A 24551-nucleotide genomic window follows, 5' to 3' on the forward strand; every position below is an offset into this window, starting at 1 on the left:
GCTCCGCTCAAGGCCGTTCCTCAGCTAAGGCGAGGAGTTGGCACCTCAAGCACTGTCCGCGGCCCCATCGACAACCGAGAAGCCCAGTTCACGAAGCACCGAGACCGCGTGACCTTCTCCTCCGGAAAACTGGCTGGACGCCAGCGCTTCCTGTCCTGGGACGTATCCGTGAGCGACGCCCACGATCGCCTTGGAGTCGTAGACCTTACCGTTGTGCTCCAGGAGGTAGCGGCGCGCGCGTCCGAAACCGTGAGTCTCCAGAAAACCATCACGGCCGAGTCTGTCGAATTCCTCGATTGCCTGGATGACCGCTGAAGCGGTGATGTCCGTGAGTGCCATGAGGCGAACGATAAGTCACACCAGTGACAGCGGAGGGGCCGTTAGGCTCCGCCGGTGACAACGCCGACTCGTTTTCAACTCTCCTTCGATGGGCGGTCCCACGCGGTCGCGGTCGACGGACACGACATGAGCGAGCACGTGACAGCGGTCGATGTCCATGCCGCGCCGCACGACCTCCCACGCGTCGTATTGCACTTGCGTCCGACCAGCACCTGGCCAGCCACGCTGGATCTGCTCGCCCAGGTCCAGATCGGTGTGCCTCCAGATCCTGGTCCGGCGGCCGCCGCGTTCCTGGAGGCGCTCGATCCGCTGGAGGTCGAACGGGCGGCGCTCGCTCGGATGGACCTGGAGAACGTGCCCGGTGGCGGTACGGCGGCCGTGCTGCGGCAGTTGGTGGAGTGGGCCCGTGGCACTTGATCTGTCGGGTGTGCGCCGGGTTGTGGAACGGCTTCTCGACGACGAGCTCCGGTTGTGGCGGGACGCGGACGGTGACTCGGGTGACAAGCTGGACGAGGAGACAGGCGAGCTGAGGTCTGCCGGCCAGGCGTCCGTGCCGCTGTGGGAGGGATCTGGGGCCATCGTGCGTCCAGGGCAGCTCTCGGCCGTCCCACCCCTGGACGCCATGGTCGCCTCACTCCCCGCCTCGACCGCGTACCAGGCCCTGCTGCCGCTCTCCGCACCTCAGGCGAGGGTCGACGACATGCTGAGCGTCTCTCGTTCCGTGCGTGACGTGCAGCTTGTGGGCCGCCGGTTCCGGGTTGCAGAAGTCGCTGTCGGTACCTATGCGGTGGTGCGCGTGGTGCGCCTGGAGGCGATCGGCTGATGGTGCTGAACTCCCATCCCAACGCGCACCCCGACGCGCCCGCGTTCCGGGACCCGATCGAGTTGGCTGCGGCGCTGTCGCGCATGGGGCCAGCCGTCCGGGCCCGGACGCGGGCGATCACCCGGCATCACGCCATGCTCCTACGGGTCCGCATCCAGAAGAACGCCTCCGGGCGACCTGGGCCGAACGTCATCACCGGTCAGTACCGGGCGTCCTGGGACGTCAGGGTGACCGTGACCGGAGGGCAGGTGACTGCCGTTGTGTTCACCGAGGCCCCGCAGTCGCGTCGGCTGGAGTACGGCTTCGTCGGTGTCGACCGGCTGGGGCGCCAGTACCGGCAACCGCCGTACCCGCACATCGAGCCGGCCTTCCGACAGACCGAGCCCGGCTTCCTGGAGGCCCTACGCAGCGGAGTGCTGCCACGATGAGCCCTCCTCGACTACCGCTCACCAGGGTGCTCATCGACGTGCTCACCACCGGGACCGGACGGCCCTGCGGGCTCACCGTCCTGCCGCGCGCGATGGACGGCGGGTCCGCGGCGTACCCGTACCTGATCCTCGACAGCCTGCCCGGCGAGTTCTCCGGCCCGTCGTTCGGCGACTGGCACGCGGACGCGACATGGACGTACCAGGCGACCAGCGTCGGTGAGCAGGCGGACCAGGTGCAGTGGCTCGGCGACCGGGTCCGTGGCACGCTCTTCGACCGTACGCCGGGCGGCTGGCGTACGGACATCCGAGTCGCCGGGATACGGGTCATCGACCGGGAGTTGACCTACGACGCCGATGGAGAACCGGTTGACGGTTCGCAGGGCAGTATCGTTACCTACGTGCAGCGGTTCACGATCACCGTGACGCCCGCCGCCTGATCCCCTTCGATTCACGACACCTCACCGCGGAGCCACGCGGACGCCCGGCCGACCAGCCCGGCGCAGCACCCGTCCAGGAGTGCCCCGTGGCTCAGCAGCGCTTCATGCGGCGCGGCATCACCAAGATCCTGTGGTTGACGAAGGTGGCCTCCGCCGGCCTCGTCCCGACCCGTGCGGAGATCTCGGCGCCGAACGCCACCGACCTCACCGAGGCGATCAGCGACGTCGACGGCTGGTCGCTGACGAACGAGGCGATCGAGACGCCGGACATGGCGTCGACCTTCTCGTCCTCCATCCCGGGCAACGACAAAGCCGAGAACTCCTCGATCACCTTCTACGAGGACCAGCTCAGCGACACCATCGAGACACTTCTGCCCAAGGGCGCCGTCGGCTACGTCGTCTTCCTGCGCAAGGGCGACATCCCCGGGTCGAAGTCGATGGACACCTTCCAGGTCCAAGTGGCCTCTCGCACCGCTCAGTACAACGCCGGCAACGAGGCCGCGAAGTTCCAGGCGGTCTTCTCCATCACCTCTCCGCCGGCCCTCGACGCCGCCGTCCCGGCCGCCTCCTCCGCTTCCTCCTCATCCTCGTCCTCGTCCGGAGGCAGCTGATGGCCGCCGGAAAGCCTCAGGGCCTGGCCACCTGGGAGCAGAAGATGGAGCGGCTGCGGCGCCGCTCGCTGCCAGAACGCGTCCTTCGGATCTGCGACAACGCAGCCTTGCGGGCGGAGTACGACGAGGCCAGAAGAGCCGCCGACCGTGCGCGGGTCCTGGCCAGGAGCGACGCGGACAACGGCCTCCTCGCCGAGCGAGCCGCGGAGACAGGTCGGCGGTACGACGCCGCAGCCGCGGCTCTGCGCACGGCCTCGATCCATCTCACCTTCCGCGCACTGCCGCGCCCAGTCCTCGAGGAGCTCCTCCACACGCACCCGCCCACCGACGAACAGGCTGCCGACGGGTCGGCGTTCAACCCCAACACCTTCCCCGCCGCGCTCATCTCGGCTTCGTCCACGGACGGCATGACCGAGGCCGAGGCCCGCGAGCTACTGGACGCCTGGTCGGCCCCGGACGCGAACGCCCTGTGGGAGGCCGCCTGGGAGGTGCAGCAGGAAGCCCGTACCGACCGGACCGACCTGGGAAAAGGCTGAAGGCCGACCCCTGGCTGCGGGCCGAGCTGGAGCTGTGCGAGCAGTACGGCATCCCGCACTCGCGGTTCCTCGGCGGGGACGGCCGTTGGAGCGACCTGGACCGGGCCAAGGCCCTGGCCTGGCAGCGATGGCAGCGCACGGTGTGCCCGGACTGCCGTACGCGGCTCGACGAGTGGGACCAGGCCGTGGGCGGGCACCGGCACGCGTACGTCACGGACACCGTGCGCTGCCCTGGCTGCGAGCTGATCGCCCAGGAGCGCGACCAGGTGCCCGAGGGACGCGCCGGGTACGGCATCAAGGTCACCCTGCTGCCCCGGCCCGCCTACGAGGCGCTCCACCGCGACGCCCCGCCAGACCAGTCCGACCAGTCCGAGCTGACGACAGGCGGGCGGTGAGCGGGCCGGATGGCGACGTACAACCTCACCGTCCAGCTGACAGCCCAGGCCAACAGCCTCATCTCCGGCCTGCGTTCGGCCGCCGACGCGGCCCAGGACCTGGGCCGTCGCACGCGCGACCTCGACCGCCGCCTCGACACGCTGGACTCCTCCAGCCGCCGCACCGCCCAGCAGATCAACACCCTCGGCGCCCAGGCCCGCACCGCCGCCACCCGACTCGGCGCCCTCAACACACGCGGCAGCCAGACCGGGCGCGGCCTGCGCCAGGCGGGCAACGACGCCCACACGCTTGAGCGCTCTCTCCGCAGCGCCGGCCGCCAGGCCACCGCCCTCACCAGCCTCCTCGCCGGTGGCGCCCTGGTCCTCGGCACCGAACAGCTCGTCGAGGAGGGCAACCGCTACCAGCGGCAGATGAACACCTTCCAGGCGGTGACGGGGGCCACCGCCGGGCAGATGCAACGTGCCGCCTGGATGGCCAACCGGCTCGGCAACGACCTCACCCTGCCGACCACCACCGCGGCCGACGCCGCCGAGGCGATGGTGGAGCTGGCGAGGGCGGGCTTCCGCACCGATCAGGCCATCACGGCCACCCGAGCCTCGCTCGAACTCGCCTCCGCCGCCGGGGTCAACGCGGCCGACTCAGCCCGCTACCTCGGCGACATCATGGACCAGTTCGGCCTCGGCGCCGACCAGGCCGCCCGCGCCTCCGACATCCTCGCCGCCACCGCGAACAACGCCTCCGGCGGCATCATCGACATCTACTACGCGATGCGCTACGCCGGCCCGGTCGCCGCCGGCCTCGGCGTGAGCATGGAGGACGCGGCCAGCGCGATCGGCATGCTCGGCAAGGCCGGCATCCTCGGCCAGACCGCCGGCACCGCGCTCCGGGGCATGATGGCCAACCTCGCCGCGCCCACCAAGGAGATGCGCGACGGCCTGGAGGCTCTGGGCATCGAGGCCTGGGACACGCAGGGCCGGTTCAAGGGCCTGCGGTACGTCATCGAGGAGCTGAGCCGAGCCCAGCACGAGATGTCCCAGCAGGACTTCACCGCCGCGGTGAAGAAGGCGATGGGCAAGCCCGCCATGTCGGGCGCCATCGCACTGGCCCACCAGGGCACCGAGTCCTTCGACGCGCTCAGCCAGGCCGTACGGGAGAGTGGCGCGGCCGCGCAGATCACCGCCGCCCGCGGACAAGGGCTCGCGGGCGCGATGACAGTGCTGCGCAAGCAGGCCCAGCAGACCGGGCTCGCCCTGTACGACGCGATGGCCCCGGGACTGGAGTACGTCACCCGACTCCTGACGCGCGGCATGTCCGGCGCGACCCCGTACCTCGTCGCCGCGATCGAGTACGGGCGCGACCTGGCCACCCTCTACGGCCCGGAACTCAGGGACAGCGCACGCGGCGGACTCGGCGAACTGGTCGAGGAGGCCGAGCAGTTCCTCGGCCCGCTGCAGGCCCTCGGCGAGCACGGCCTGGCCACTGGGCTGAACCTCCTCGTCAACGCGGCCCGCACCCTGGGCGAGGTCCTCGGCAACGCCGCCGAGGGCGCCGCACCGGTCGCCTCCGCGCTCGGTGTGCTCGGCGACGAGTCCAGCGGGGCCAGCACCAGCCTCGATGTTCTCGTCACGGCCGCCGACCTCGCCATGTCCGCGGTCGCCGGGCTGTCCGCCGTGCTCGTCCCGGTGGGTGAGGTGGTCGGATCTCTAGTGCGGGCGTTCGGGTCACTGCCCGGGCCCGTGCAGACGGCGATCGCCGCCATGTTCCTTGCCCGGCGCCTCGGGCCGGTGCTGGGCGGGCTCGCCTCGACGGTTGGCGGTCGGCTGACCGGTGCCTGGCGGGGCTTCGGCGCGCAGATGCTGGTGCAGCAGAACCTGGCCGCGCGGTCCGGGGTGTCACTGTCGAGGTACGCGGCGGCGTTCGCGGTACTGCAGACGCGGATCCCCATCGTGGGTCAGATGGCCGCCGCCTTCCGCGGCGCCCAGGGCCCGACGTCCGGTTTCGCCGGCACGCTCAGCGGCGTGGCCCGCGCGGCCGGGGCGGGGCTCCTCGGCGCCGGCCGTGGGCTCGTGGCGTTCATGGGCGGGCCGTGGGGTGCCGCCATGGTTGCCGCGACCTTCGGTCTCGGGCTCCTCGCGGACCAGCAGCGGAAGGCCGCCCAGGCGGCGGCCGAACACGAGCAGCGGGTGAGCACGCTCACCGACGCGTTGCGCGAGTCCAACGGCGTCGTCGACGACAACGTGCGCCGGGCCGCCGCCCAGACCCTGCTCGACACCAAGATCCGTGACGGCAAGGAGAAGCTCGTCGACGTCATGGAGAGTGCCGGCGTCTCCATGCACGAGCTCACCGACGTCTACCTGGGACAGGGGCAGTCGCTGGAAGACCTGCAGGCGGAGTTGGACGCGACCGCCGAGGCGAACGTCAAGTGGATCGCCACGCAGGGCGGCGCCGCGAAGACGTACACCGACACCGGTCTGAAGGCCAGGACCGCAGCGGACGCGCTCGGTGAGGTCAAGGGCGAGATGGCCGAGAGCGTCAGGAACGCCAAGCGCCTCGCCGACGCCAGTAGCGACACGAAGGCCGGGACGAGCGCGTACGACCGGCTCAGGACCGCCGTGAGCGCCCTCGCCGACAGGACCGCCGACGCCGATACCCGAACGCGTGCGCTGAAGGACGCCCTCGACCTCCTCTCCGGCGGCAGCATCTCCCTCCAGGCCGCCGAGGCCCGCGTCAACAGCGCCGTCCTCGACGTGAACGAGGCCCTGGCAGACGGCATCGACAAAGCCGACGGCTACGGCAAGGCCCTGCTGAACAACAACGGCACCCTGAACACCGCCAGCCGTAACGGCCAGCAGCTCTACCAGTCCCTGACCTCGCTGAGTGACGCCGCCGCCGACGCGTCCGTCTCCGCCTACGCCCTCGCCCAGCAGAACGGGCGGCCGCTCACCGAGTCCCTGTCCGCCGCCCGCGCTCAGATGACGAAGGCGAGGGCCGCCGCGGTCGAGGCGGCCAAGGGCTACGGGCTGACGCGCGCGCAGGCCGAGGCGGTAGCCGACAGTCTCGGCCTGCTGCCGTCGAGGGTCTCGCTCCTGCTGGAGACGGAGGGCATGGACTCTACTCTGGCCGATCTCCTCGCCGTTCAGGCCGAGTTCGACCGCTTCCCGAAGAAGGCCACCATCCAGGTGGACTCCCTCAGCACCGAGGCACAGAAGGACCTCAAGGACCTGGGCTACAAGGTCGAGACCATCCCGGGCACCCGCCAGATCAGGATCACGGCTCCGACGAAGAGCGCCCGCGGCGCACTTCAAGCCCTCATCGACCAGCTCAGCTCCACTCCCGACCACAAGACAGTGAAGGTCAGTGCCGCGACCGTCGGCGCGCTCACCAGCCTGAAGGCCGTGGAAGCCCAGCTGACCAAGACGCCATACGCCAGGACCGTCACCATCAGCGCGCCAACAGCCGCAGCTCGCAAGGCACTTCAGGACCTCGGCTTCCAGGTGCAGAACATGCCGGACGGCCAGGCCGAGGTCACCGTCCCCGTCCAGCCGCCGCTGACCGCGCTCCACACCATCCAGGGCGCGATCAACAACATCACCGGCAACAACGTCGGCGTGGGCGTCTACCTCAAGGCCACGTCCTGGGACCGGGACGGCAACGGCATCCCCGACGCCATCCAGGCCCGCGCGGACGGCGCGGTCGTCGACTACTTCGCCAACGGTGGCGTACGGCGTGAGAACCACGTCGCGCAGATCGCCCCCGCTGGCTCCTGGCGGGTGTGGGCCGAGCCGGAGACGCAGGGCGAGGCGTACGTGCCGCTCGCCGCGAGCAAGCGCCCGCGCAGCAAGACGATCGTCGAGGAGGTCGTCCGGCGCTTCGGCGGTGACGTCACCTGGTACGCGGGCGGCGGCCTGTCCGGCTGGTCCTACAGCCCTTCCGGCGGCAGCGAGCTGGTCTCGGTGACGACGATCCGGTCGGACTCCATGCGCACCGTGAAGCGGAAGGGCAAGGAGGTCGACGTCTTCGACCTGTCGAAGTTCGAGAAGAACCTCGACAAGGCGGTGAAGAGGTCCGAGCGGTGGCGCAAGGACCTGCGAACCGTCGCCGGCCGCGCGGGCCAGGACGTGGCCGACGCGTTGGAGGCGATGGGCGAGGACGGCATCGAACTGACCCACAAGATGGCCACCGGCTCGTCGAAGTACCTCAAGGCCATGACCTCCGACCTGGAGCGGCTGGGGCTGGTCGCGAAGGCGTCCCTGGGCAACTTCACCACCCAGCTCAAGCGGGCCGTGAAGGACCAGAGCGCCTTCGAGAAGAACCTGACCAAACTCGCCACCCTCGGCTACGGGGACCTCGCCGCGAGGCTCGCCGAACAGGGTGACGAAGCCGCCGAGGACCTGGCCGCCGAGGCGGTGAAGGACAAGAAGAAGGCGAAGAAGGCCGACGAGGCGGCGAAGGCGGCCGACAAGACGCTCGCGGCCGAGGACCTCACCGACCTCCTCGACATCATCGGCGCGATCAAGTCGAGCAGCACGGGCATCCACAAGGTCGCCGACACCACCGGCCTGGAGGAGGACCGCGTCATCGAGATCGGCAACCTCGGCAAGACCCGCATCAAGTCCGCCCTCGGCTCCCGCGCAACGAAGTTCCTCGACGACCTGGCCAAGGCGACCAAGGGCCTGGCCTACGCGAACGGTGGCGTCTGGGAGCCCGGCATCTACTCCTCGCCCACCGCCCTGATCAAGTTCGCGGAGGCGAGTACGGGTGGGGAGGCGTTCATCCCGCTCGCCTCCGCCAAGCGCACGGCGGCGACGGCGGTACTCGCCGACGTGGCGCAGCGCTTCGGTCTCCAACTGACCTCAGATGCAGGACCAGTTGGCCCCGTGCACACGGTCGACGCCCGCCCGGCCAGCTCCGTTCAGGTCGTCGTCGTACGGGAGCAGCAGCCGCTGATCGGCACCATGCCGGTCACCCTGTCCTCAACTCAGGCCAGTCCACAGCAGATCGGCGCCGAGGTCATGCGCCGCCTGCGCAACGCGCGGAGAGGAGGCCGGCTGTGACGGCGGAACTCGCCGAGTGGCAGATCGAGGTCTCTGGAGTCCTGATGGGCGCCGGAACCGACGTCCTGGTGAGCGAGGTCGAGGGTCTCGGTATCCCCGAACTTCGCACACAGGATGTGGATAACCCCGTCGGGGACGGCGCGTTCCCCGGCGTCGACCTCTACAGCGTACGGACAATCCGTGTCGAGGCGGGCATCCGCACCGCCAGCAATCCAGCCGCGGCCCTCGACGTGCTGGGCCGGCTCCACCGCGCCGCCGACGATCCCGCGGTACGGACGGACGCGGGTGCGCAGTCCGTGCTGCGCCTGCGCTGGCCGGGCCGTACGACGCGTCGCCTCTACGGCCGTCTGCGCAGAGTGGAGGCCACGAGCACCGCGAACACGCTGCACGGCTGGATCCCCCTCGACCTGGAGTTCGCGGCACTCGACCCCCGCTTCCACGCCGACGACGCCTCCGCTCTCACCCTCGCCCTGTCCGCCGACGGCCTGGGCGGCTTCCGCGCGCCGCTCGTCGCCCCGCTGACGACTGGTGTCGCGATCCCCGACGAACGGCGTGGCTGGGTACGCAACGACGGCGACCTACCCGCCTGGCCGTCCCTCCGCATCACCGGCCCGTGCACCAACCCGCGCATCCGCCACGTCGAGTCGGGCCAGGTCATCGAGCTGTCCGTCGCCCTACGGAGCGGCGAACAGGTCGACATCGAGACGCGGCCCGGCACCCGCTGGATCCTCCGCGACGGGACCGGCAACCTCGCCCCTGCGCTCTCCCCCGCCTCCCGGCTTGACACCTTCGTCATCCCGCCCGGCGCCTCGGAGATCTGGTGGACCGCCCGCGACTACACCAACACCACCCGACTGGCCGTGACCTGGCGCGCGGCCTACGCCGCCCTGTAGCCCACACGAGGAGCTCATACGTGACCCTGATCAACCCGCCGCTGCTCACCCACGGCGGCACGCACGCAGCCCGGGCCTTCCGCATGATGGTCCGCGATCTCGCCCGCGGCTCGCAGGGAGTGACCGAGGGCGACGACCTGAAGGTGAGGCAGCTGTCCACGCCCGGCGCCGGGGTGCGGGTGGCGGACGGCTCCGCGGTGATCCGAGGCGCGGCCTGGGGGCAGGGCTCATACACGCAGTACAACGTCGGCGACGCCACCGTGCCCATCGCGCCAACGGGAGCGAGCGCCCGCTCGGACCTGGTCTGCCTGCGGGTGGAGGACCCGGAGTACGAGGGCACCCGGAACCCGGAGGCCGACGAGATCGGCTACTTCCACGTGGTCAGCAACGTGTCGGCCACGGCGACGACCGTGCCGGCCGGGATGACCGCGATCCCGCTGGCTCGCGTCGACATCCCGGCCAACACCACCGTGCTCACGGATTCGGTGATCACCGACCTGCGACAGATCGCGAACCCACGCCGTGAGCGACGCCTGTACACCGCCTTTCCCGGCTCCGTGAGCACGCTGACGTACTCCGACAACAAGTGGCACACCTGGCCGGTGGCGGCCAGATGGTCGGTGCCCGTGCCCTCCTGGGCGACCACGGCGAAGCTGGTCACCACGGTCGCAGGACTGCGGCTGACCCGCGCGGACGTGTACGCGAGGATGCAGAACGTCCTGGGCGGCACCGTCTTCGGCCAGGACACCGCCATCGACGACGACCAGGGATCCGGAACCCGCCGCAACACCGTCGTCATCGCCGACAGCATCACCGTCACCGCCACCATGCGCGGCACCACGCAGAGCCTGTACGTGCAGACGTACATGTCGAAGAGCGAGACCGGCGACCTGTCGGTCGATGCCGCCACCTCGCTGGTCGCGGACATCGAGTTCACCGAGAGTGTGCGGTGAGGCCGAGCCGATGACGGCGTCGTACCGCTACCGCAGCTGGCACGCCCTGACCGGCGAACCGCTGACCGCCGATCTTCCGCTGTCCGAGGTCGAGTTCGGCCTGTCCCTCAACGCGACCGGGGACTTCTCCGGCCGCCTGGAGCCGCGCTTCGCCCACCTCCTCCCCGCCCAGCTCGATCCCGGCAACACGCTGCTCACCGCCGAGCGGGACGGCACCCTGCTGTGGGGTGGCATCGTCTGGCGCGCGGAGCCGGAGGGCGCCGCGTACCCCGTCGAGGCCGCAGGGTGGGGCAGCTACCTGCACCGCCGCCACGACGTCCACGGCAACCTGAACGGCCGAGGGCCGTACACCTACGCCGACCCCTGCCAGGTCATCCGCGACGTCTGGGCGTACGCGCAGTCCCAGCCCGACGGCGACCTCCGAGTGACCGTCGACGGCACCACCGGCAAGGCCACGGCCGGCACCCCTGCCGAGCCGTACACCACCGACTGGTGGGAGGCCCCGGTGCTCGGCGAGGTCGTCGACGACATGACGCAGGTCGACGGCGGCCCCCAGTGGACCGAGGCCACCGACTGGACGCCCACCGGCCGCCCCGGCGGCCGCATCCGTCTCGGCTGGCCTCGCCTGGGCACCCGTCGCACCGACATCTCCTTCACCTCCGGTGTCAACGTCGCCGCCACCGTCCCGGTGGTCTACGACGCCGACGAGTACGCCCAAGTCGTCATCGCCCTCGGCGCCGGAGAGGGCCGCAGCCGACGACGCGCCATCGACGCGATCCGAAACGGCCGCCTCCGTCTGGAACACGTCCTCGAAGTCCCCGCCGAGAAGGCCAACGACCGCCTGGCCGCCCGTGCCCGCGCCGAACGCACCGGCCGCCAGGTCCTCGGCGAGGTCACCGAGATCCAGGTCCTCGACCACCCGGCCGCCCCGACCGGCAGCTGGCAGATCGGCGACGACGTCCGCGTGTCCCTCCACGACCAGTGGTCGGACTACGACGGCTGGTGCCGCGTCACCGCCTGGACCCTCCGCCCGCCCCAGGGCAACGACCCCGAACGCATCACCCTCACCCTCGCCCGCGCCGACCGTTTCACCTACGGGAGCTGATCCACCGCCATGGCCAACGACCTCGCGAAGCTGGCGGCCCGCATCGCCGCCCTCGAACGCCATCTCACCCAGCAGACCCGCACTTCCCGCCTCGCCTACTCCTCGCTCGAGAACGGCGCGCTGGACGTGTACGACGAGGACGGCTCTCTGCGCGCGGTCATCGGCCAGCAGCCCGACGGCACCACCGGCGTGAACATCGTCAACGGCCCGCCGCCCTCACAACCCACCGCGCCGATCGTCGCGTCCGTCCTCGGCGGCGTCACCGTCTCCTGGGACGGAGGCTTCGCCGACGGCTCCACCGTCTCCCTGGACTGGGCCCGGCTCGAAATCCACGCCTCTACCGACGCCACCTACGACCCGAGCCCGGCCACACTCCAGGCGACGATGGAGACCGCCCAGGGTACGACCGTTGTCGTGCCCTGCGACAACGACGTCTACGTGCGCACGCTGGCCCGCAACACCTCCGGCGCCGCCTCTCCGCCCACGGTGATCGTGGGACCGTACGGGCCGGCGCCCGTCATCGCCGACGACGTCCTGGACGGCATCGTCACCACGATGAAGTTGGCCGACGACGCGGTGACGGACGCCAAGGTCGCGGTCGCCGCGATCGACTCCGTCGCGCTCGCCGAAAACGCGGTCACTGCCGGGAAGATCGCGGCTGGTCAGATCCTGGCCAGGCACCTGACCGTGGGCTCCGTACAGGCCGACGCGCTGGCCGCGTCCTCCGTCTCCGCCGACAAGATCGCGGCGAACTCGGTGACGACGGGGAAGATCGCCGCGCTGGCGGTGACCGCTGACCAGCTGGCCGCGAACTCGGTGACAGCAGCCAAGATCGCGGCCGGGTCCATCGACGCCATGCACATCAAGGCCGGAGCGATCACCACGGACAAGCTCGACGCCAACGCGATCAACGGCAAGGTGATCACCGGTGCCACCGTGCAGACCGCCACCTCCGGGGCCCGTATCGTCCTGAACGCCTCCAACCTGACCGGATACGGCACCGGCGGCAGCAAGATCGGCATCGAACCCAACTCCACGTACCCGTACATCTACTGGTCGTCGAGTGATGGCACGAACAAGGCGGTCGCCAACGTCTCGGGCGGCAGCGCCGACGCCAACCTGGGTCTCAACAGCGGGACGTTCGTCGACTCCGCCGACAGCGTCACCTACAAATGGCGCACGTGGTTCGGCAACGACTTCTGGGTCGCCGAGCGCGTCAACGCCTCTACCAGCGCACCCAACGGTGGCCGCCTCTACCTGGGCAGGAGCACGGCACAGTTCAGCGCCGGCCCCAGCGGGACCATGACCCTGACGGCAGAGGCCGGAATCCGCGCCGCAGGGACCTTCCGCGCCGACAACATCAGTGTGGGCACGGTGTCGATCAGCCCCGTGGCGGGCACCCCCACGTCCGTCACACTCTCTGGCGGCAGTATCAGCGGCACCAGTTTCCGTGGATTCGTCACGCCCATCACGTCTCTGCCCGGGACCCAGGTCCTCGGCGTCAGCTGCAACAACGTGAGTTCCGCCGGGATGACGATCTGGCTCACCCGCACCAACACCACCACGACAGGCGTCTACTGGATGATCATCGGAGAGGACTAACCCATGGCCGCCCAAGACGACGAAACCGAGCCCGATCCGGTCACCCTCGTGGCCACATGCCGAACTTCCGGCTGCCCATCGCAGGACCAGCCGTTCGTCGGCACCTACTACGCCAACGCGGAGCCGCCGCTGTATCGAGGCCTGTGCATGGGGTGCGGCCAGCCGATCAGCGACCTGGCGACGCCGCTGAGCGGCCCTGTGAGTTAGGCTCCGCGCGATGGGTGACCCTCTACCCAGCATGTGTAGCCCGATCTTGAGGGACCGCCAGTTGGCCACTGGCGCGGTTCACACATGCGGAGGCGCGGGGGAGAAAGCGTCCTGACGTGGCTAAGCCACTGTCCGCAGACCAGTTCCTCGCCGTCCTGAAGAGGTCCGGCGTCCGCGTCGTCGAGCACGGCAACTGGCGTACCCACAACCGCAACCACAAGGGCGCCTGGGGCCCGATCCACGGCGTGATGATCCACCACACCGGCCCGTACTCCACCGAAGCCGGCATGGTGGAGCTCTGCCGTACCGGCTACACCTCGCTCCCCGGCCCGCTCTGCCACGGCGTCATCGACCGCTCCGGCACCGTGCACCTCGTCGGCTACGGCCGCGCCAACCACGCCGGCTCCGGCGACGACGACGTCCTCAAGGCCGTCATCGCCGAGAAACCGCTGCCGCCGGACGACGAGGCCAACACCGACGGCAACCCCCACTTCTACGGCTTCGAGTGCATCAACACCGGCGGCGAACAGGCGTGGCCACAGGCTCAACTCGACGCCATGCACAGTGTCAGCGCGGCCCTGTGCCAGGCCCACGGCTGGAGTGCGCGGTCGGTGATCGGCCACAAGGAGTGGCAACCCGGCAAGCCAGACCCGGCCGGCATCTCGATGGACGACTTCCGCACCGCGGTCGCCAAGCACCTCAGCGGAAAGCCGGCCAGCAGCACGCCGACCGAGGACGAGCCCGGGTACGCGCCGTTTCCCGGCGCTGGCTACTTCCGTACTGGCCGCAGCTCCGCCCTGGTCACCGCGATGGGCAAACGGCTCGTCGCCGAGGGCTGCGGCAGGTACGCCAAGGGCCCGGGCCCGAGCTGGACGGACGCCGACCGGCGCTCGTACGCCGCCTGGCAGCGCAAGCTCGGCTACTCCGGTGACGACGCCGACGGCATCCCCGGCCCGGCCAGCTGGGCCAAGCTCCGCGTCCCCAACCCCTGACCCACTCATCGAGAGGACGAATTCCCCGTGGTCACCTCCACCAGAACGCCCAAGCTCCTCGCCGACATCACCGAGCGCGCCGCACTGACGTACGTCGAAGCGTTCCTCGGCCTCCTCCTCGCGTCCGGAACGACCAACGTCGTCAACCTGTCCACACTCGAGTCGGCGGCCATCGCGGCGATTCCCGCGGGCCTCGCCGTCGCCAAGGGCGCAGTCGGCTCCCTCCTCGGTCGCGCCGGCACGGCTTCGTGGCTCCCGGCCGACAGCGACCCGGCCTCCACCACCATCAACTGATCAGGAGCAGCAAGCGCCATGCCCGACGGAGAGATCGCCCTGGAGCTCGCCGAACTCCGCCGCGCCCTCGAAGTCGGGCTCGCGCGGATCGACGGCCAACTCGCGCTCCTGGTCCAGCGTTCCGACCAGATCGACAAGGCCCTCGAGGAACTGGACGGCCGGGTCACCGCTCTCGAGCGCTCCCGCTGGCCCCTCCCTGCCATCAGCGCGCTCACCGGTGTTGCCGCGTTCGCTGTCGCCGTCTGGTCGGCACTCGGTCGGTGACCTGGCCGGGCCCACCTGTGTTCGAAACCGCGTCAGTGCGTGGCAGTAATCACGCCCTTGATCGGAGCAACACGTTCTTATGAAGATGCTATGAGATCACCTGTTCGATAAGTTGTGCCGCGACCATCACTTTCAGTCGCAGGGGGAACAACTTTGCTTACACGCAGGAGACTTGCGGCCCTCTTATCCATCGCAGGCGTGGGCATAGCCATGCCGCTCGCCGGAGCGGCACCAGCCCAGGCGGCCCCTCCAACGACCGCCTGCAACACCATGTACAGCGCCCAGATCACCTTCTGGGCCATGACGTGCAGCCGACCGGGCCAGCCCGTGATCGGCGGCTTCGCGACCTGGCGGAACGTACCGATCACCTACGACCAGGTCAGCACCGACGCGACCGTGCAGACGGCGAACTACCTGCGCGTGACGCCCAACACCGACGGCGACGAGTTCGGCCGGAACATCGAGATCGGCCTGTACGCCGAGAAGACCGGCAAGACCACGATGAAGTACGGGCCCCGCTGGACCGAACTCGGCAAGGACGGCGGACACACCAAGGCCATCACCGCCGGCGTGAACCCGAGCAAACCGGACAAGCGGAACCACACCTACATGCTGGTTCGCCAGGACACCGGAAACCAGTGGGACGTCCTGTACGACTTCAACACCGTCGGCAGCACCACCGACCAGCTCAAGGTCATCGGGGGCGCCACCAACCGCGTCGACGTCGGTCTCGAGGTGACGGGCCCGCAGTACACGAACGTTCCGGACATCGCCAACCGCATGCAGTTCATGGACGGCAACCAGTCCTGGCACCAGGTTGCCACGAACAACGTCGCCAAGGTTCTCTCGCTGCCCACCTGCAGCAGCACGAACAAGCCGCCGTACTGCTTCACGAGCAAGCTGACGGACAACACCACGTTCACCCAGTGGACGGCGAGCAAGCCGCGCAAGCCCACGCCCTCCGTCGCTGTCACGCGGGACGCAGACGACCCGACGTCATGGGCCTCTCTGCTGGAAACCGAGGACGTACCAGCCACCTTCAACGGCGTCGACCAGAAGGCTCTGTCCGCGTGCTTGGACCAGGACCCTGACAGCTGCCTCCAGACGGTTCCCGGCCTGTCCGAGTGCGTGCAGACCGCCCACGTCTGCAACGCCGTCGCTCTGGAGGCCAAGCCAGAGGTCATGGCCGCCCGCGCTGCCGGCGATGCGCCCAGCGCAGCGTCCCTCCGCGAGCGCGCCGCGCACTCCTTCGCCATCGACCCGCAGCACATCGACCTGGCCCGGTCGTCGACCACCGCGGAACGGTCCCTGGGCACCGGGACAGAGACGACATGGACCGTCAGCTCCCAGCAGATGACAGCGGGACTCGAACACGACCACCGGCGCTATCGAGGCTTCACCGCCGTGTACTCGGCCCGCACCGGCCAGCTCCTCGAAGCCTGCTGGGGCGGGATGTGCCGTTCCTGAGCGGACGGAACCAGCAAGGCACCACCCGCGACGGCCGCCGCCACGAGCGATCCCGGCCGAGGCCTTCCACCATCCGAGACTTCACCACGCTTCCCAGGGAGCAACTCCGTATGCAGCACCCCAACCACCGAATACGACTGGTCCGCTGGGCCCTCCGAGCAGCAGCCGCCTGCGCCGTGACCCTCCTGACCACCACCGCCGCGACCGCGGCGCCCACTCAGGCGCACACACCGCGACCCGCGACGACCGCAGGGTTCGTGAACGCCTCGTCCGTTCCCAAGTCCGAGCTCCAAAAGCTGAACCACCCGGTTCCGTTCGCCGCCTACCGGCGCTCGCACGGCAAGCAGACGCGGCACGGCCACACGGTCCGACGCGCACCCGCGGACGAACAGTCGGACCTGCGCCAGCAGTGCGAGCAGCAGGCGGCAGCCGCGAAGACCCAGGCCGGCTGGATAAAGAGCCGCTTCGAGAGCTGCCAGAAGAAGCCGTACGACCTGATCCTGCGCGACAAGAACGGCACCGAGGCCATCGGCCGTCTCTGGTTCGACATGTGGACCCTGGGCTTCGCCTACGACGGAAGCCGCAGGGTCGACTACCTGGCCAGCGTCGAGAACATCCGCGTGCAGACCGCGCCTCCCGAGGACGCCACCAAGTGGAGCATCGCGCAGTCTTTCCGGGACGACGTCAACGCCAGCGCCAGCGACCCCAATCCGCAGATCACCGCTCCCAGCACGGTCCAGCGCGACGAACTTCTCGGGGTCTGGAACGACAAACCGACGTGGACGCTCACGTACACCTCCCCCGACCTGGGTGCCCAGTTCAACAACGGCAACCAGCAGAAGGTCGCGGGAACGGTCTCTATGGACCTCGGCGTCTCGTCGCCCAGCGTCTCCCCGTACAGCGAGGTCGACGCCTACCACTCCGGCGTCCGCTTCGACTACGCCGGACCCGTGGCCGGCAAGCACAAAGGTACGGTCTTCACCGGGGCCCGCGTGGAACTCGTGATGAGCCGCAAGGATCCCGAGGTCAAGGAGAGTGCCCTACACATCTACGACGCCCTGAAGCACCCGGAGCGCACCTTCCCGTCCTTCGCGGGTAAGACCGTCCCCGGGGAGAAGGAGCCCCTTCACCGGCTGGTCGACCCAACCAAGCAGAACGAGAACCGCGACAAGTCCACCAAGGAGTGCAGGGCGGTGTGGGGCGACTACTCCGGAACCGGGCTGGAGTGCGACGAGTACCCGTTCGCCAGTACAAAAGAAGGATCGACCAAGGGTGACAACCGGTACTCCGTCCGCCTGATCAGCGGCACGGACAACGGCGAAGGCGGCAAACGGATCTTGGCGATGTACACCACCAATCGGGTCCTGGACGGCGACCCCTTCTATGTGAAGATCACCGACTGACAGAGAGGCATCCCATGGCGCTCCTCGCCGAACACAGCGTTACAGCAAGCCCCGACCGCCGATTCGTCGAGGTCTACGACACCGACGCCTACCTAGGTGACGGAGCAGCCATGGCAGCCGCTGAGGTACAGGTCGTAGCCGGCAACGGCTACCACCTGTACCTGCTCAGCCTCCAACCTCGCATCAACGTGCAAGTCACCGTCCGCATCTGGGACACACCCCCCAAGCCCCCCGCCGACGCCGAAGGCCACACCCCGGTCAGCATCGAGTCCGAGACCGGCACCCTCGTCGTCAACCAGCTGACTATGGGCCCGGCCGGCGAGATCACCCTGCCCCGCCCGGGCGTTTACGAAGGCTACGCGTGGTGGACCGGACGCGAAGCGGCATCCACCTACTACGACGAGACCCTGACGAGCATCACCGACGACTGGACCCTCGAGCAGATCCAGCACGCCTGGTCCCAGTGCCCCGCTGACGAACGCTACGTCCTCGACCTGGCCTTCACCCGGGAGTCCGAACCGGACGACGATGATGACGAATGACAGCCCGCGATCGCCGTGCGCGGGGACTCTCCGTGGAGAGGCGCGCCATGCCAAGCAACTATGCTTGACACATCAAGTCAGTTTTATGTGGTTGAACGGTCCCGGAGGGCGTTGTGGCGAAGAAGCGGTTCCCCTATCTCCTGGGGCACGGCGAGATCGCGTCCCTCTACGGCGTGGAACGACAGACCTCCCAGCTGTGGAAGACCCGCGGGGTGTTGGGTGAGCCGGACGCGGTGATCTCCGGAAACCCGTACTGGCTGCTACCGACCGTGCTCGGTCTCGCCGAGGACGGGTCACGGGAGTACCTGTCGGAGCGGCTCAAGGAGTACAAGGCTGACATCGACGGCGGGTACGAGGTCAGCGACGCGGCAGAGCTGCCGCACATCGTCGGTCTGAAGGAGATCCCCTGGATCTTCGGCAAGAAGTACATGGACATCTACCAGTGGCGGGTCCGCAGGAGTTTCGCGCCCGAGGACGCGATGGTCTCCGGCTCACCTCTATGGCTGCTGGAGACCGTGCTGGAGGACGCCGAGCGCCGTGGGCGCGTGACTGTCCAGGACGGCATCGACCGCATTCGGGCGGGGGAGCGCGAACAGATCAAGCCCCGCGGCCGTAAGCCGGCGGCGGAGCCGAAGCCCACTCCGCCGCCGCTGCCGGATACCAGGACCTTCCGGCCGGGTGAACACTCGGCGGAAGAGGTCGCCGCGTTCGCGGCAGAGCTGTTGGAGGCCGGCTTCTCCCTGTCGGTACGGCCGAAGCGATAGCGGAGTCGGCGGCTCGGCGGACGGCGCCGCCCTGAGCCGGGGTCCCACCCCGCCGAGCGCACTACGCCGTGGCGCGTGCTTCCTGCCAGCGGGCGGCGTTCACCTTGTCGAGACGGTAGAACGCCTCAGCCGGGTAGGTGGAGTCGGGATCGGTAGCCCACTCGAACTTCATCGGCCAGTTACCCCGCCCATAGTGCGCGTGCAGATGCCGGGTGAAGGCAGCCAGGGCACCCTTGATCTGACCGCGGTCGAGGTTGATGCGCTCGACGAGGGCGGTGGTGCTGTACGCGCGCTCCGGCTCGGCGGCGAGGAGGTCCAGCATGGCAGCGACGCGCTGGATCGACGGCAGATCCGTGGCGATGAGCGACCTGAAGTTCTCAACGGTCCACTCCTTCACCGGCCAATTTTCGTCGGGCTCGGCACCCTGGGTCCCGCCGGGCAGCGGACTGCTCATCTCGCCCTCCTTCAGGTCCAGTTCGGCAAGCAATGCGTAGACGCGAGTGACGTACTGAGCAGGGACCGGTACAGAGATGAACTGCTGGTCACGAGACATGAATCCCCCAAGTGTGGTCGATGAACGACCCTTTGACGTCTACCAGACTGACAGACAGGCAAGGTGACTGTCTACTTTCGTGGGGACTCAGTCTCCTTTTCCGACACTCAAGGCAGACCGAAAATGACGACACCGCCGCACCGGAAACACGACATGGACCACATGCGGGGTGCCAATCGACACTCGGGACACCTAGGGTGTGCGTCAACATGTGTGGAGACGCTTGCAGGACATTTTCATGGATGAACGGTGCGTCAACGAGGAGAACCTCCACAGGGACACGAGAGGGGTCAGGCACACCCGAGCCAAAGCACCCTTCGAGCGGCCGCGCCAGCGACCCGCAGCGGCAGATCGCCGCGGGTTCAGGGGCCCAAACCGCGCCCTACTCCCGCACCACACCCACCCGCCGTGCGAGCGACACCCGGCACGGCGCCACCAGCCGCACCGTCACCGAACCGGCCAGACCAGCACAACACTTGACGCAAGCGATCAAGTGAAATAGATTTATATCATCTTCAATTGATCTCAACATGTGTTGCAACAGTTGAGCGACGCATTCAATTTTCGGATACTTGGAGGGGGCGTGGCCGACACTCCGGTCACCTGGCTCGCGATCCGCGAGGACCAGAAGGCGTTCGAGGACCAGCAGTTACGCGCGTTGCGCGCGGCCTTCCCGGACCTGGCGGAGGCCAGTCCGGCGCAGCTGGGGATCTTCTTCCACTACTGCAAGGCTTCTGGGCTGGACCCATTCGGCCGGCAGATCTACATGATCAAACGCAAGTCGCGCAGCGAGATCCGCTGGACCATTCAGACCGGAATCGACGGCTACCGGCTCATCGCGCGCCGGGCCGCCGACCGGGCCGGACAGTCCATCGCGTACGAGGACTTCGTCTGGTACGACGCCGAGGGCGGCGAGCACACGGTGTGGCTGCGCGAGGAGCCCCCTGCCGCGTGCCGGCTCGTCGTCTGGCGCGGCGGCTCCCGCTTCCCCGCCGTCGCCCACTGGCGCGAGTACGCGCCGAAGGTGTGGGACTACGAGGCTCAGGAGTACAAGCTCGGCGGCCTGTGGCCGCAGATGCCCGCCAGCCAGCTGAGCAAGGTCGCCGAGGCTCTCGCCCTGCGCCGGGCCTGCCCCGCGGACCTGTCCGGCCTGCACGTCGACGAGGAGATGCACGCGGCCGACGCAGCGGAGTCTCGCGAGCGCGTCCAGGCCGCCGCCGCGCGACTGGGGAACGGCGGGAAGGCCGAGCACGCTGACGAGTCCCGGCGGGACGGGGAAGCCTCCTCGTCCGGCGACGTGGTCGAGGGGGAGGTCCTCGAAACTGGTAGTGGCACGGAGGCGCCTGGCGCCACTTCAGCACAGGACAGCGAGAGGCCGCCGCCAGCCGATCCACGCGCCGAACTGGACCAGGCACGCAGGGAGGTCCAGCAACTGGCCGGCAGCCTGGACATGGGCTTCGACACCGTCAACGAGCGGTCCTTCGAGGACTTCGGTGTCTCCTTCCAGGACGCCAGCACCGATCAACTGCGCGTCCTCCTCAACACGCTGCGGCCTGACGGCGGCGGCGAGACCGCGTCCGACAGCCCCGCCGATCCCGACTCGACGGCCGGCACCCCACCCACGCGCAGACGCGCCCCAGCCAAGAAGGCAACGCCCCGCAAGGCCGCGGCGAAGAAGACCGCCACGCGGAAGAGCACCGCGGAGAAGCCGACGGCCCGGACCCGGAAGTCCTCCCGGAGCGGGACCACCACCGACTCGGCCCAGTAGCCCCTCCTGCCCGTCAGGCGACAGGACAGTCCAGCCAACAGAGTGCGAGATCACCATGCCCACCGACGACAGCATCGCCGGACACGCCACCGTCCCGGTTCCCGACCTGTGGAAGGGCGCCCACCGCGACGACCGCGCCAGACCTCGCTCCCGCCAGCGCCTCCTTGGCCCCTCCTCGATCGGCCTGTGCAGACGCCGCGCTGCCTACGAGGTCCACGGCACGTGGCCGACGGACCTCGCCGACAACATGCACGCCGCGATCCTCGGCACCTGGTTACACGAGGGGATCCTGCGCGTGCTGCGGGAACAGTACGGCGCCCACACCGAGCTGGAGCTCACCAACGGCGTGATCCTCGGCCACGCGGACGCCTACTGGGCTCCGAACGATCCTCGCCGCCGAACCCCGGGGGCCCAGGCCATCGACTTGGGCGTCGTGGAGGACGTGAAGACCAAGAGCACCCGTGCTCTCGACGTCGTCGTACGCCAGGGACCCAGCCAGGCCGAGTGGTTCCAGGTCCACCTCTACGCGCACCTTCTCCGCACCGGTGGTCTCAAGGACCACCCCGACCTCCCCGCGGGTGAGCCGCTGCCGGTCGACGTCGTACGGCTGCGCTACGTCGGCCGTGAGTACGGGCAGGTCGTCGTCCACCAACGCCCGTACGACGAGGACGTCACGACGCAGGCCCTGGCGTGGGCCGAGGACGTCCTGGACAGCTCCGAGCCAGAGGCCATGCCGCGCGACCTCGACGGCCCGGGACTGTCGATCATCTGCGACAACTGCCCCTTCAGAACGACCTGTTGGAATCTCGACCGGCTCGCCGACGACCGGGCCCCGCAGACGATCCTCGTCGAGGACACGGCGGCCGTCACCGAGGCCCTGCGCGCCTACGCCGACGCCGCCGAGGTGGAGAGCGCCGCGAAGAAGCGCAAGGCCAAGGCCCGCAAGATGCTGGACGCGGCGGACGCCGGTACGTACGGCGCCTTCAAGCTGTCCTGGTCCGGCGGCCACCCACGTCCTCCCGAGCCCGACCCCGAGGCGATGATCCGCATCATCGAGGGCCTCGGCGTCGGCCTTCCCATGCGGCCCGGCGGGCGGACGTCGCGCACCATCAGCGTCTCCCGGGTTCCCGAGGCCGGCTGACCCGAACGTCCTGACCACGACCACAGGTCGGGGCCATCCCACCGCCGTTACCGGCTGCTGGTGGCCCATCCACATCTGCTCACCGGACACACCCTGGAGGGGGAACCATGTCATCACCCACGCCCCGCGAACGGCTCGCGGGCAGCGGAGAGTCGCCCGACGCAAAGTTGCTCGGCGCCTGGGCACGCATCGAGCGGACGCTGCAGGAGATCGCGAGCTTCGAAACGAACGACGTCTGCGTCATCGCTCTGCTGCTGCGCCTCGCAGAGGTCCTCGAGAGGCCGGCGTCCCTCGCCGACCTGGCCGAACCGCCGTACCCGCTCACCGCCGACATCATCCGGCGGCTCCTGGCCGACGCGCTCACCGCGAGCTGGCCGCGCATGGCGCACGACGGCCACGCCGACGACGTCGCCGATTCCCTCATGAGTGTCGTCCTGCCGATCGTCTCCCTGTCGCGGGACGTGTCGTTCGGCTGGCGCGGCAAGGCTGTTCGGGCTCTCGACGAACGTGACCGGGCACGCACGGCCGCGGTCGCCCTGGAGCAGCTGGCCGCCGAAGCCGCCCGTCTCCTGCGTGTTGGGCTGCCGGGGCAGGCCCTCGCTGTCCTGGAGAGCGACGGTCGGCCCCTCGGCCCCTGTGCTGCCCCAGGGCTCGTCGACGACACGGCGCCGTCTGCCCGCCCCCTCAAAGACCGCGGGGCACACAACGGCGACCCCCGGTACGCCGACACGCCCGACGAGGGCGTGTGGCTCCCGGAGCGCATGTTCGTCGTGACCGCCACCCGGCGTTGCTCCGACGGTGACTTCCCGGTCCTCGATCTGCATGGTGCCTATCCGCTGGTGGAGGACGCCAACGGCCGTGCCCGTGACCTCGTGCTCGAGCTGTCGCCCGCCGACCCCGCCATGACGACCAACCCTGTCGACGGCTCGGTCGCGGTCACCGTCCCGCCGAACGGCTCGTTCACCGGGCTCATCGAAGTGGTCGAGTTGAAGGTCGACCCGTACTCGTCGGAGTCGACGCGGATCGTTCAGCACAAGCCCACACGCGAGGACACGTACGCCCCGGACGGCGGCCGCGGCCTCGACGGTAAGGAATGAGGGGACCGTGCGCCCCGCCTTCACGCCCCGGCCGCGCACCGTGGCGTCCGCGTTCGTACTCAGCGGCACCGATCCGGCCCGCGGGCCCAGACCCCGCGTCCACGTCAGCACCACCGCCACAGGCGTCCCCGGGGTCGACTCCCTCGCGGTCGAGCGGGTCGTCAACGGAGATCTCCCGCTGCCCGACCTTAACGAGGCCGAGCGGGAACTCGCCGCACGACTCATGACCCGCGAGGGCCTGGGCGCGGAGGAGATCGCCGAGCGCCTCCGTGTGGAGCCCCGCACCGTCACCCGCTGGCGGGCGGCCTGGAAGAAGGAAGAAGGGGAAGGCAGTTGAGCATCGAGGCCATGGCGTGGGCCTTCCGGCAGGACATCCCGAAGCCGGGCGCGAAGCTGGTGCTGCTGGCCCTGTGCGACTTCGCCGACGAGCAGTGGTCGTGCTTCCCGGGGCAGGCCACTCTGGCGCAGAAGACGAGCCAGGGGGAGCGCACGGTCCGCCGGCACCTGGACTGGCTGGAGGCGGAGGGGTTCATCGTCTCGCACGCCCGTTTCTCGGACGGGCGACGCACCAGCAACCGCTACACGATCCACGCCCCTCGGCCGCAGGCGCCACCACCGTCGGGTTCGCCGGCGTCCGACTCCGAGGCTCCCGCCCGGGAGGCGAGAAAGGGCGGGCAGAAGCGCGTCGGCAGACGGACAAAGCAGGCGGCCAAAACGGCCACCGGTCAGACTGGCCAGCGGCCAGGTGCGACAGAGGAACCGGCCAAACTGGCCGGGGAACCGTCAGTGAAGTTCCCCCCTGATCTTGGACAGCGTGTTTCTACGCTGCGGGGGTGAAGTCGTGTTGCAGCCTAGCTCGGGTTTCGAGCGGGGTGAGGTACC

The 24551-nt window shown here is 69.3% G+C and carries 27 protein-coding genes; 25 read left to right on the forward strand and 2 right to left on the reverse strand.

The genetic code is table 11. The features are described from left to right. Positions 1–45 precede the first annotated feature (45 nt). Positions 46–339: a hypothetical protein gene (locus AB0958_RS08720; protein WP_366889619.1), complete on the reverse strand. Its 294-nt coding sequence runs from the start codon at positions 337–339 to the stop codon at positions 46–48. Positions 340–465: 126 nt separating this feature from the next. On the opposite strand from AB0958_RS08720, the gene AB0958_RS08725 reads away from it, so the two are divergent. The 20 genes from AB0958_RS08725 (at position 466) to AB0958_RS08820 (ending at position 19110) form a co-directional block, all read left to right on the forward strand. Further along, complete coding sequence (locus tag AB0958_RS08725) at positions 466–756, forward strand: hypothetical protein (RefSeq protein WP_366889620.1); 291 nt, start codon at positions 466–468, stop codon at positions 754–756. Continuing rightward, on the forward strand, positions 746–1162 hold the full coding sequence (locus AB0958_RS08730; protein WP_366889621.1) for a DUF6093 family protein: 417 nt from the start codon (positions 746–748) through the stop codon (positions 1160–1162). Before AB0958_RS08725 ends, AB0958_RS08730 begins: the two co-directional genes overlap by 11 nt. Next, the gene (locus AB0958_RS08735) at positions 1162–1590 is read left to right on the forward strand and encodes an HK97 gp10 family phage protein (RefSeq protein WP_366889623.1); all 429 of its coding nucleotides are present in this window, start codon (positions 1162–1164) and stop codon (positions 1588–1590) included. Before AB0958_RS08730 ends, AB0958_RS08735 begins: the two co-directional genes overlap by 1 nt. Beyond that, the gene (locus AB0958_RS08740; RefSeq protein ID WP_366889624.1) at positions 1587–2027 is read left to right on the forward strand and encodes a hypothetical protein; all 441 of its coding nucleotides are present in this window, start codon (positions 1587–1589) and stop codon (positions 2025–2027) included. The genes AB0958_RS08735 and AB0958_RS08740 overlap by 4 nt, the downstream gene beginning before the upstream one ends. A gap of 86 nt (positions 2028–2113) precedes the next feature. Further along, entirely contained in the window at positions 2114–2638 is a 525-nt protein-coding gene (locus AB0958_RS08745) for a hypothetical protein (protein ID WP_366889625.1), read from the forward strand. Further along, positions 2638–3174, forward strand: coding sequence for a hypothetical protein (locus AB0958_RS08750; RefSeq protein ID WP_366889627.1), 537 nt, complete (start codon positions 2638–2640; stop codon positions 3172–3174). Before AB0958_RS08745 ends, AB0958_RS08750 begins: the two co-directional genes overlap by 1 nt. After that, positions 3108–3569 (forward strand): hypothetical protein, encoded by a 462-nt coding sequence (locus AB0958_RS08755; protein WP_366889628.1) that lies wholly within the window; start codon positions 3108–3110, stop codon positions 3567–3569. Before AB0958_RS08750 ends, AB0958_RS08755 begins: the two co-directional genes overlap by 67 nt. A gap of 9 nt (positions 3570–3578) precedes the next feature. Further along, complete coding sequence (locus tag AB0958_RS08760; protein ID WP_366889629.1) at positions 3579–8624, forward strand: phage tail tape measure protein; 5046 nt, start codon at positions 3579–3581, stop codon at positions 8622–8624. Continuing rightward, positions 8621–9517: a hypothetical protein gene (locus tag AB0958_RS08765; protein WP_366889630.1), complete on the forward strand. Its 897-nt coding sequence runs from the start codon at positions 8621–8623 to the stop codon at positions 9515–9517. The genes AB0958_RS08760 and AB0958_RS08765 overlap by 4 nt, the downstream gene beginning before the upstream one ends. 20 nt (positions 9518–9537) lie before the next feature. Further along, the gene (locus AB0958_RS08770) at positions 9538–10470 is read left to right on the forward strand and encodes a hypothetical protein (protein WP_366889631.1); all 933 of its coding nucleotides are present in this window, start codon (positions 9538–9540) and stop codon (positions 10468–10470) included. 10 nt (positions 10471–10480) lie between these two features. Continuing rightward, complete coding sequence (locus AB0958_RS08775; protein ID WP_366889632.1) at positions 10481–11575, forward strand: hypothetical protein; 1095 nt, start codon at positions 10481–10483, stop codon at positions 11573–11575. A 9-nt stretch (positions 11576–11584) separates the two neighbouring features. Further along, positions 11585–13177 carry a hypothetical protein gene (locus tag AB0958_RS08780; RefSeq protein WP_366889633.1) on the forward strand — a complete coding sequence of 531 codons (1593 nt, stop codon included), beginning with the start codon at positions 11585–11587 and terminating at the stop codon, positions 13175–13177. Between the two features lie 3 nt (positions 13178–13180). Further along, positions 13181–13384: a hypothetical protein gene (locus AB0958_RS08785; protein ID WP_366889634.1), complete on the forward strand. Its 204-nt coding sequence runs from the start codon at positions 13181–13183 to the stop codon at positions 13382–13384. Positions 13385–13500: 116 nt separating this feature from the next. After that, complete coding sequence (locus AB0958_RS08790) at positions 13501–14376, forward strand: peptidoglycan-binding protein (protein WP_366889635.1); 876 nt, start codon at positions 13501–13503, stop codon at positions 14374–14376. A 27-nt stretch (positions 14377–14403) separates the two neighbouring features. Further along, complete coding sequence (locus AB0958_RS08795) at positions 14404–14670, forward strand: hypothetical protein (protein ID WP_366889636.1); 267 nt, start codon at positions 14404–14406, stop codon at positions 14668–14670. 18 nt (positions 14671–14688) lie between these two features. Continuing rightward, entirely contained in the window at positions 14689–14934 is a 246-nt protein-coding gene (locus AB0958_RS08800) for a hypothetical protein (protein ID WP_366889637.1), read from the forward strand. A gap of 300 nt (positions 14935–15234) precedes the next feature. Beyond that, positions 15235–16401 carry a hypothetical protein gene (locus AB0958_RS08805; RefSeq protein ID WP_366889638.1) on the forward strand — a complete coding sequence of 389 codons (1167 nt, stop codon included), beginning with the start codon at positions 15235–15237 and terminating at the stop codon, positions 16399–16401. A 110-nt stretch (positions 16402–16511) separates the two neighbouring features. Next, complete coding sequence (locus tag AB0958_RS08810; RefSeq protein WP_366889639.1) at positions 16512–17804, forward strand: NucA/NucB deoxyribonuclease domain-containing protein; 1293 nt, start codon at positions 16512–16514, stop codon at positions 17802–17804. Between the two features lie 110 nt (positions 17805–17914). After that, positions 17915–18346, forward strand: a complete 432-nt coding sequence (locus AB0958_RS08815; RefSeq protein WP_366889640.1) for a hypothetical protein — start codon at positions 17915–17917, stop codon at positions 18344–18346. Positions 18347–18459: 113 nt separating this feature from the next. Next, positions 18460–19110, forward strand: a complete 651-nt coding sequence (locus AB0958_RS08820) for a hypothetical protein (protein WP_366889641.1) — start codon at positions 18460–18462, stop codon at positions 19108–19110. Positions 19111–19171: 61 nt separating this feature from the next. Here the strand turns inward: AB0958_RS08820 and AB0958_RS08825 are convergent, their stop codons facing one another. Further along, positions 19172–19663: a hypothetical protein gene (locus tag AB0958_RS08825; protein WP_366889642.1), complete on the reverse strand. Its 492-nt coding sequence runs from the start codon at positions 19661–19663 to the stop codon at positions 19172–19174. Positions 19664–20246: 583 nt separating this feature from the next. Between AB0958_RS08825 and AB0958_RS08830 the strand changes: the two genes are divergently transcribed. From AB0958_RS08830 to AB0958_RS08850, 5 genes are all read left to right on the forward strand, one after another. Then, positions 20247–21431: a recombinase RecT gene (locus tag AB0958_RS08830; RefSeq protein ID WP_366889644.1), complete on the forward strand. Its 1185-nt coding sequence runs from the start codon at positions 20247–20249 to the stop codon at positions 21429–21431. 55 nt (positions 21432–21486) lie between these two features. Further along, a complete protein-coding gene (locus AB0958_RS08835) occupies positions 21487–22572 on the forward strand; it encodes a PD-(D/E)XK nuclease family protein (RefSeq protein WP_366889645.1) in 1086 nt (361 codons plus the stop codon). Positions 22573–22679: 107 nt separating this feature from the next. Further along, positions 22680–23669 (forward strand): hypothetical protein, encoded by a 990-nt coding sequence (locus tag AB0958_RS08840; RefSeq protein ID WP_366889647.1) that lies wholly within the window; start codon positions 22680–22682, stop codon positions 23667–23669. A 7-nt stretch (positions 23670–23676) separates the two neighbouring features. Further along, positions 23677–24006, forward strand: a complete 330-nt coding sequence (locus tag AB0958_RS08845; protein ID WP_366889648.1) for a helix-turn-helix domain-containing protein — start codon at positions 23677–23679, stop codon at positions 24004–24006. Beyond that, positions 24003–24506 (forward strand): helix-turn-helix domain-containing protein, encoded by a 504-nt coding sequence (locus AB0958_RS08850; RefSeq protein WP_366889649.1) that lies wholly within the window; start codon positions 24003–24005, stop codon positions 24504–24506. Before AB0958_RS08845 ends, AB0958_RS08850 begins: the two co-directional genes overlap by 4 nt. Positions 24507–24551 lie beyond the last annotated feature (45 nt).

Source organism: Streptomyces sp. NPDC006655 (genome assembly GCF_040703965.1).
Classification (GTDB): Bacteria; Actinomycetota; Actinomycetes; order Streptomycetales; family Streptomycetaceae; genus Streptomyces.

Coding starts and splice junctions, on each gene's coding strand:
- AB0958_RS08720 (WP_366889619.1), bottom strand. CDS start 339: ATGGCACTCACGGACATCACCGCTTCAGCGGTCATCCAGGCAATCGAG.
- AB0958_RS08725 (WP_366889620.1), top strand. CDS start 466: ATGAGCGAGCACGTGACAGCGGTCGATGTCCATGCCGCGCCGCACGAC.
- AB0958_RS08735 (WP_366889623.1), top strand. CDS start 1,162: ATGGTGCTGAACTCCCATCCCAACGCGCACCCCGACGCGCCCGCGTTC.
- AB0958_RS08740 (WP_366889624.1), top strand. CDS start 1,587: ATGAGCCCTCCTCGACTACCGCTCACCAGGGTGCTCATCGACGTGCTC.
- AB0958_RS08750 (WP_366889627.1), top strand. CDS start 2,638: ATGGCCGCCGGAAAGCCTCAGGGCCTGGCCACCTGGGAGCAGAAGATG.
- AB0958_RS08760 (WP_366889629.1), top strand. CDS start 3,579: ATGGCGACGTACAACCTCACCGTCCAGCTGACAGCCCAGGCCAACAGC.
- AB0958_RS08775 (WP_366889632.1), top strand. CDS start 10,481: ATGACGGCGTCGTACCGCTACCGCAGCTGGCACGCCCTGACCGGCGAA.
- AB0958_RS08780 (WP_366889633.1), top strand. CDS start 11,585: ATGGCCAACGACCTCGCGAAGCTGGCGGCCCGCATCGCCGCCCTCGAA.
- AB0958_RS08785 (WP_366889634.1), top strand. CDS start 13,181: ATGGCCGCCCAAGACGACGAAACCGAGCCCGATCCGGTCACCCTCGTG.
- AB0958_RS08800 (WP_366889637.1), top strand. CDS start 14,689: ATGCCCGACGGAGAGATCGCCCTGGAGCTCGCCGAACTCCGCCGCGCC.
- AB0958_RS08805 (WP_366889638.1), top strand. CDS start 15,235: ATGACGTGCAGCCGACCGGGCCAGCCCGTGATCGGCGGCTTCGCGACC.
- AB0958_RS08810 (WP_366889639.1), top strand. CDS start 16,512: ATGCAGCACCCCAACCACCGAATACGACTGGTCCGCTGGGCCCTCCGA.
- AB0958_RS08815 (WP_366889640.1), top strand. CDS start 17,915: ATGGCAGCCGCTGAGGTACAGGTCGTAGCCGGCAACGGCTACCACCTG.
- AB0958_RS08825 (WP_366889642.1), bottom strand. CDS start 19,663: ATGTCTCGTGACCAGCAGTTCATCTCTGTACCGGTCCCTGCTCAGTAC.
- AB0958_RS08835 (WP_366889645.1), top strand. CDS start 21,487: ATGCCCACCGACGACAGCATCGCCGGACACGCCACCGTCCCGGTTCCC.
- AB0958_RS08840 (WP_366889647.1), top strand. CDS start 22,680: ATGTCATCACCCACGCCCCGCGAACGGCTCGCGGGCAGCGGAGAGTCG.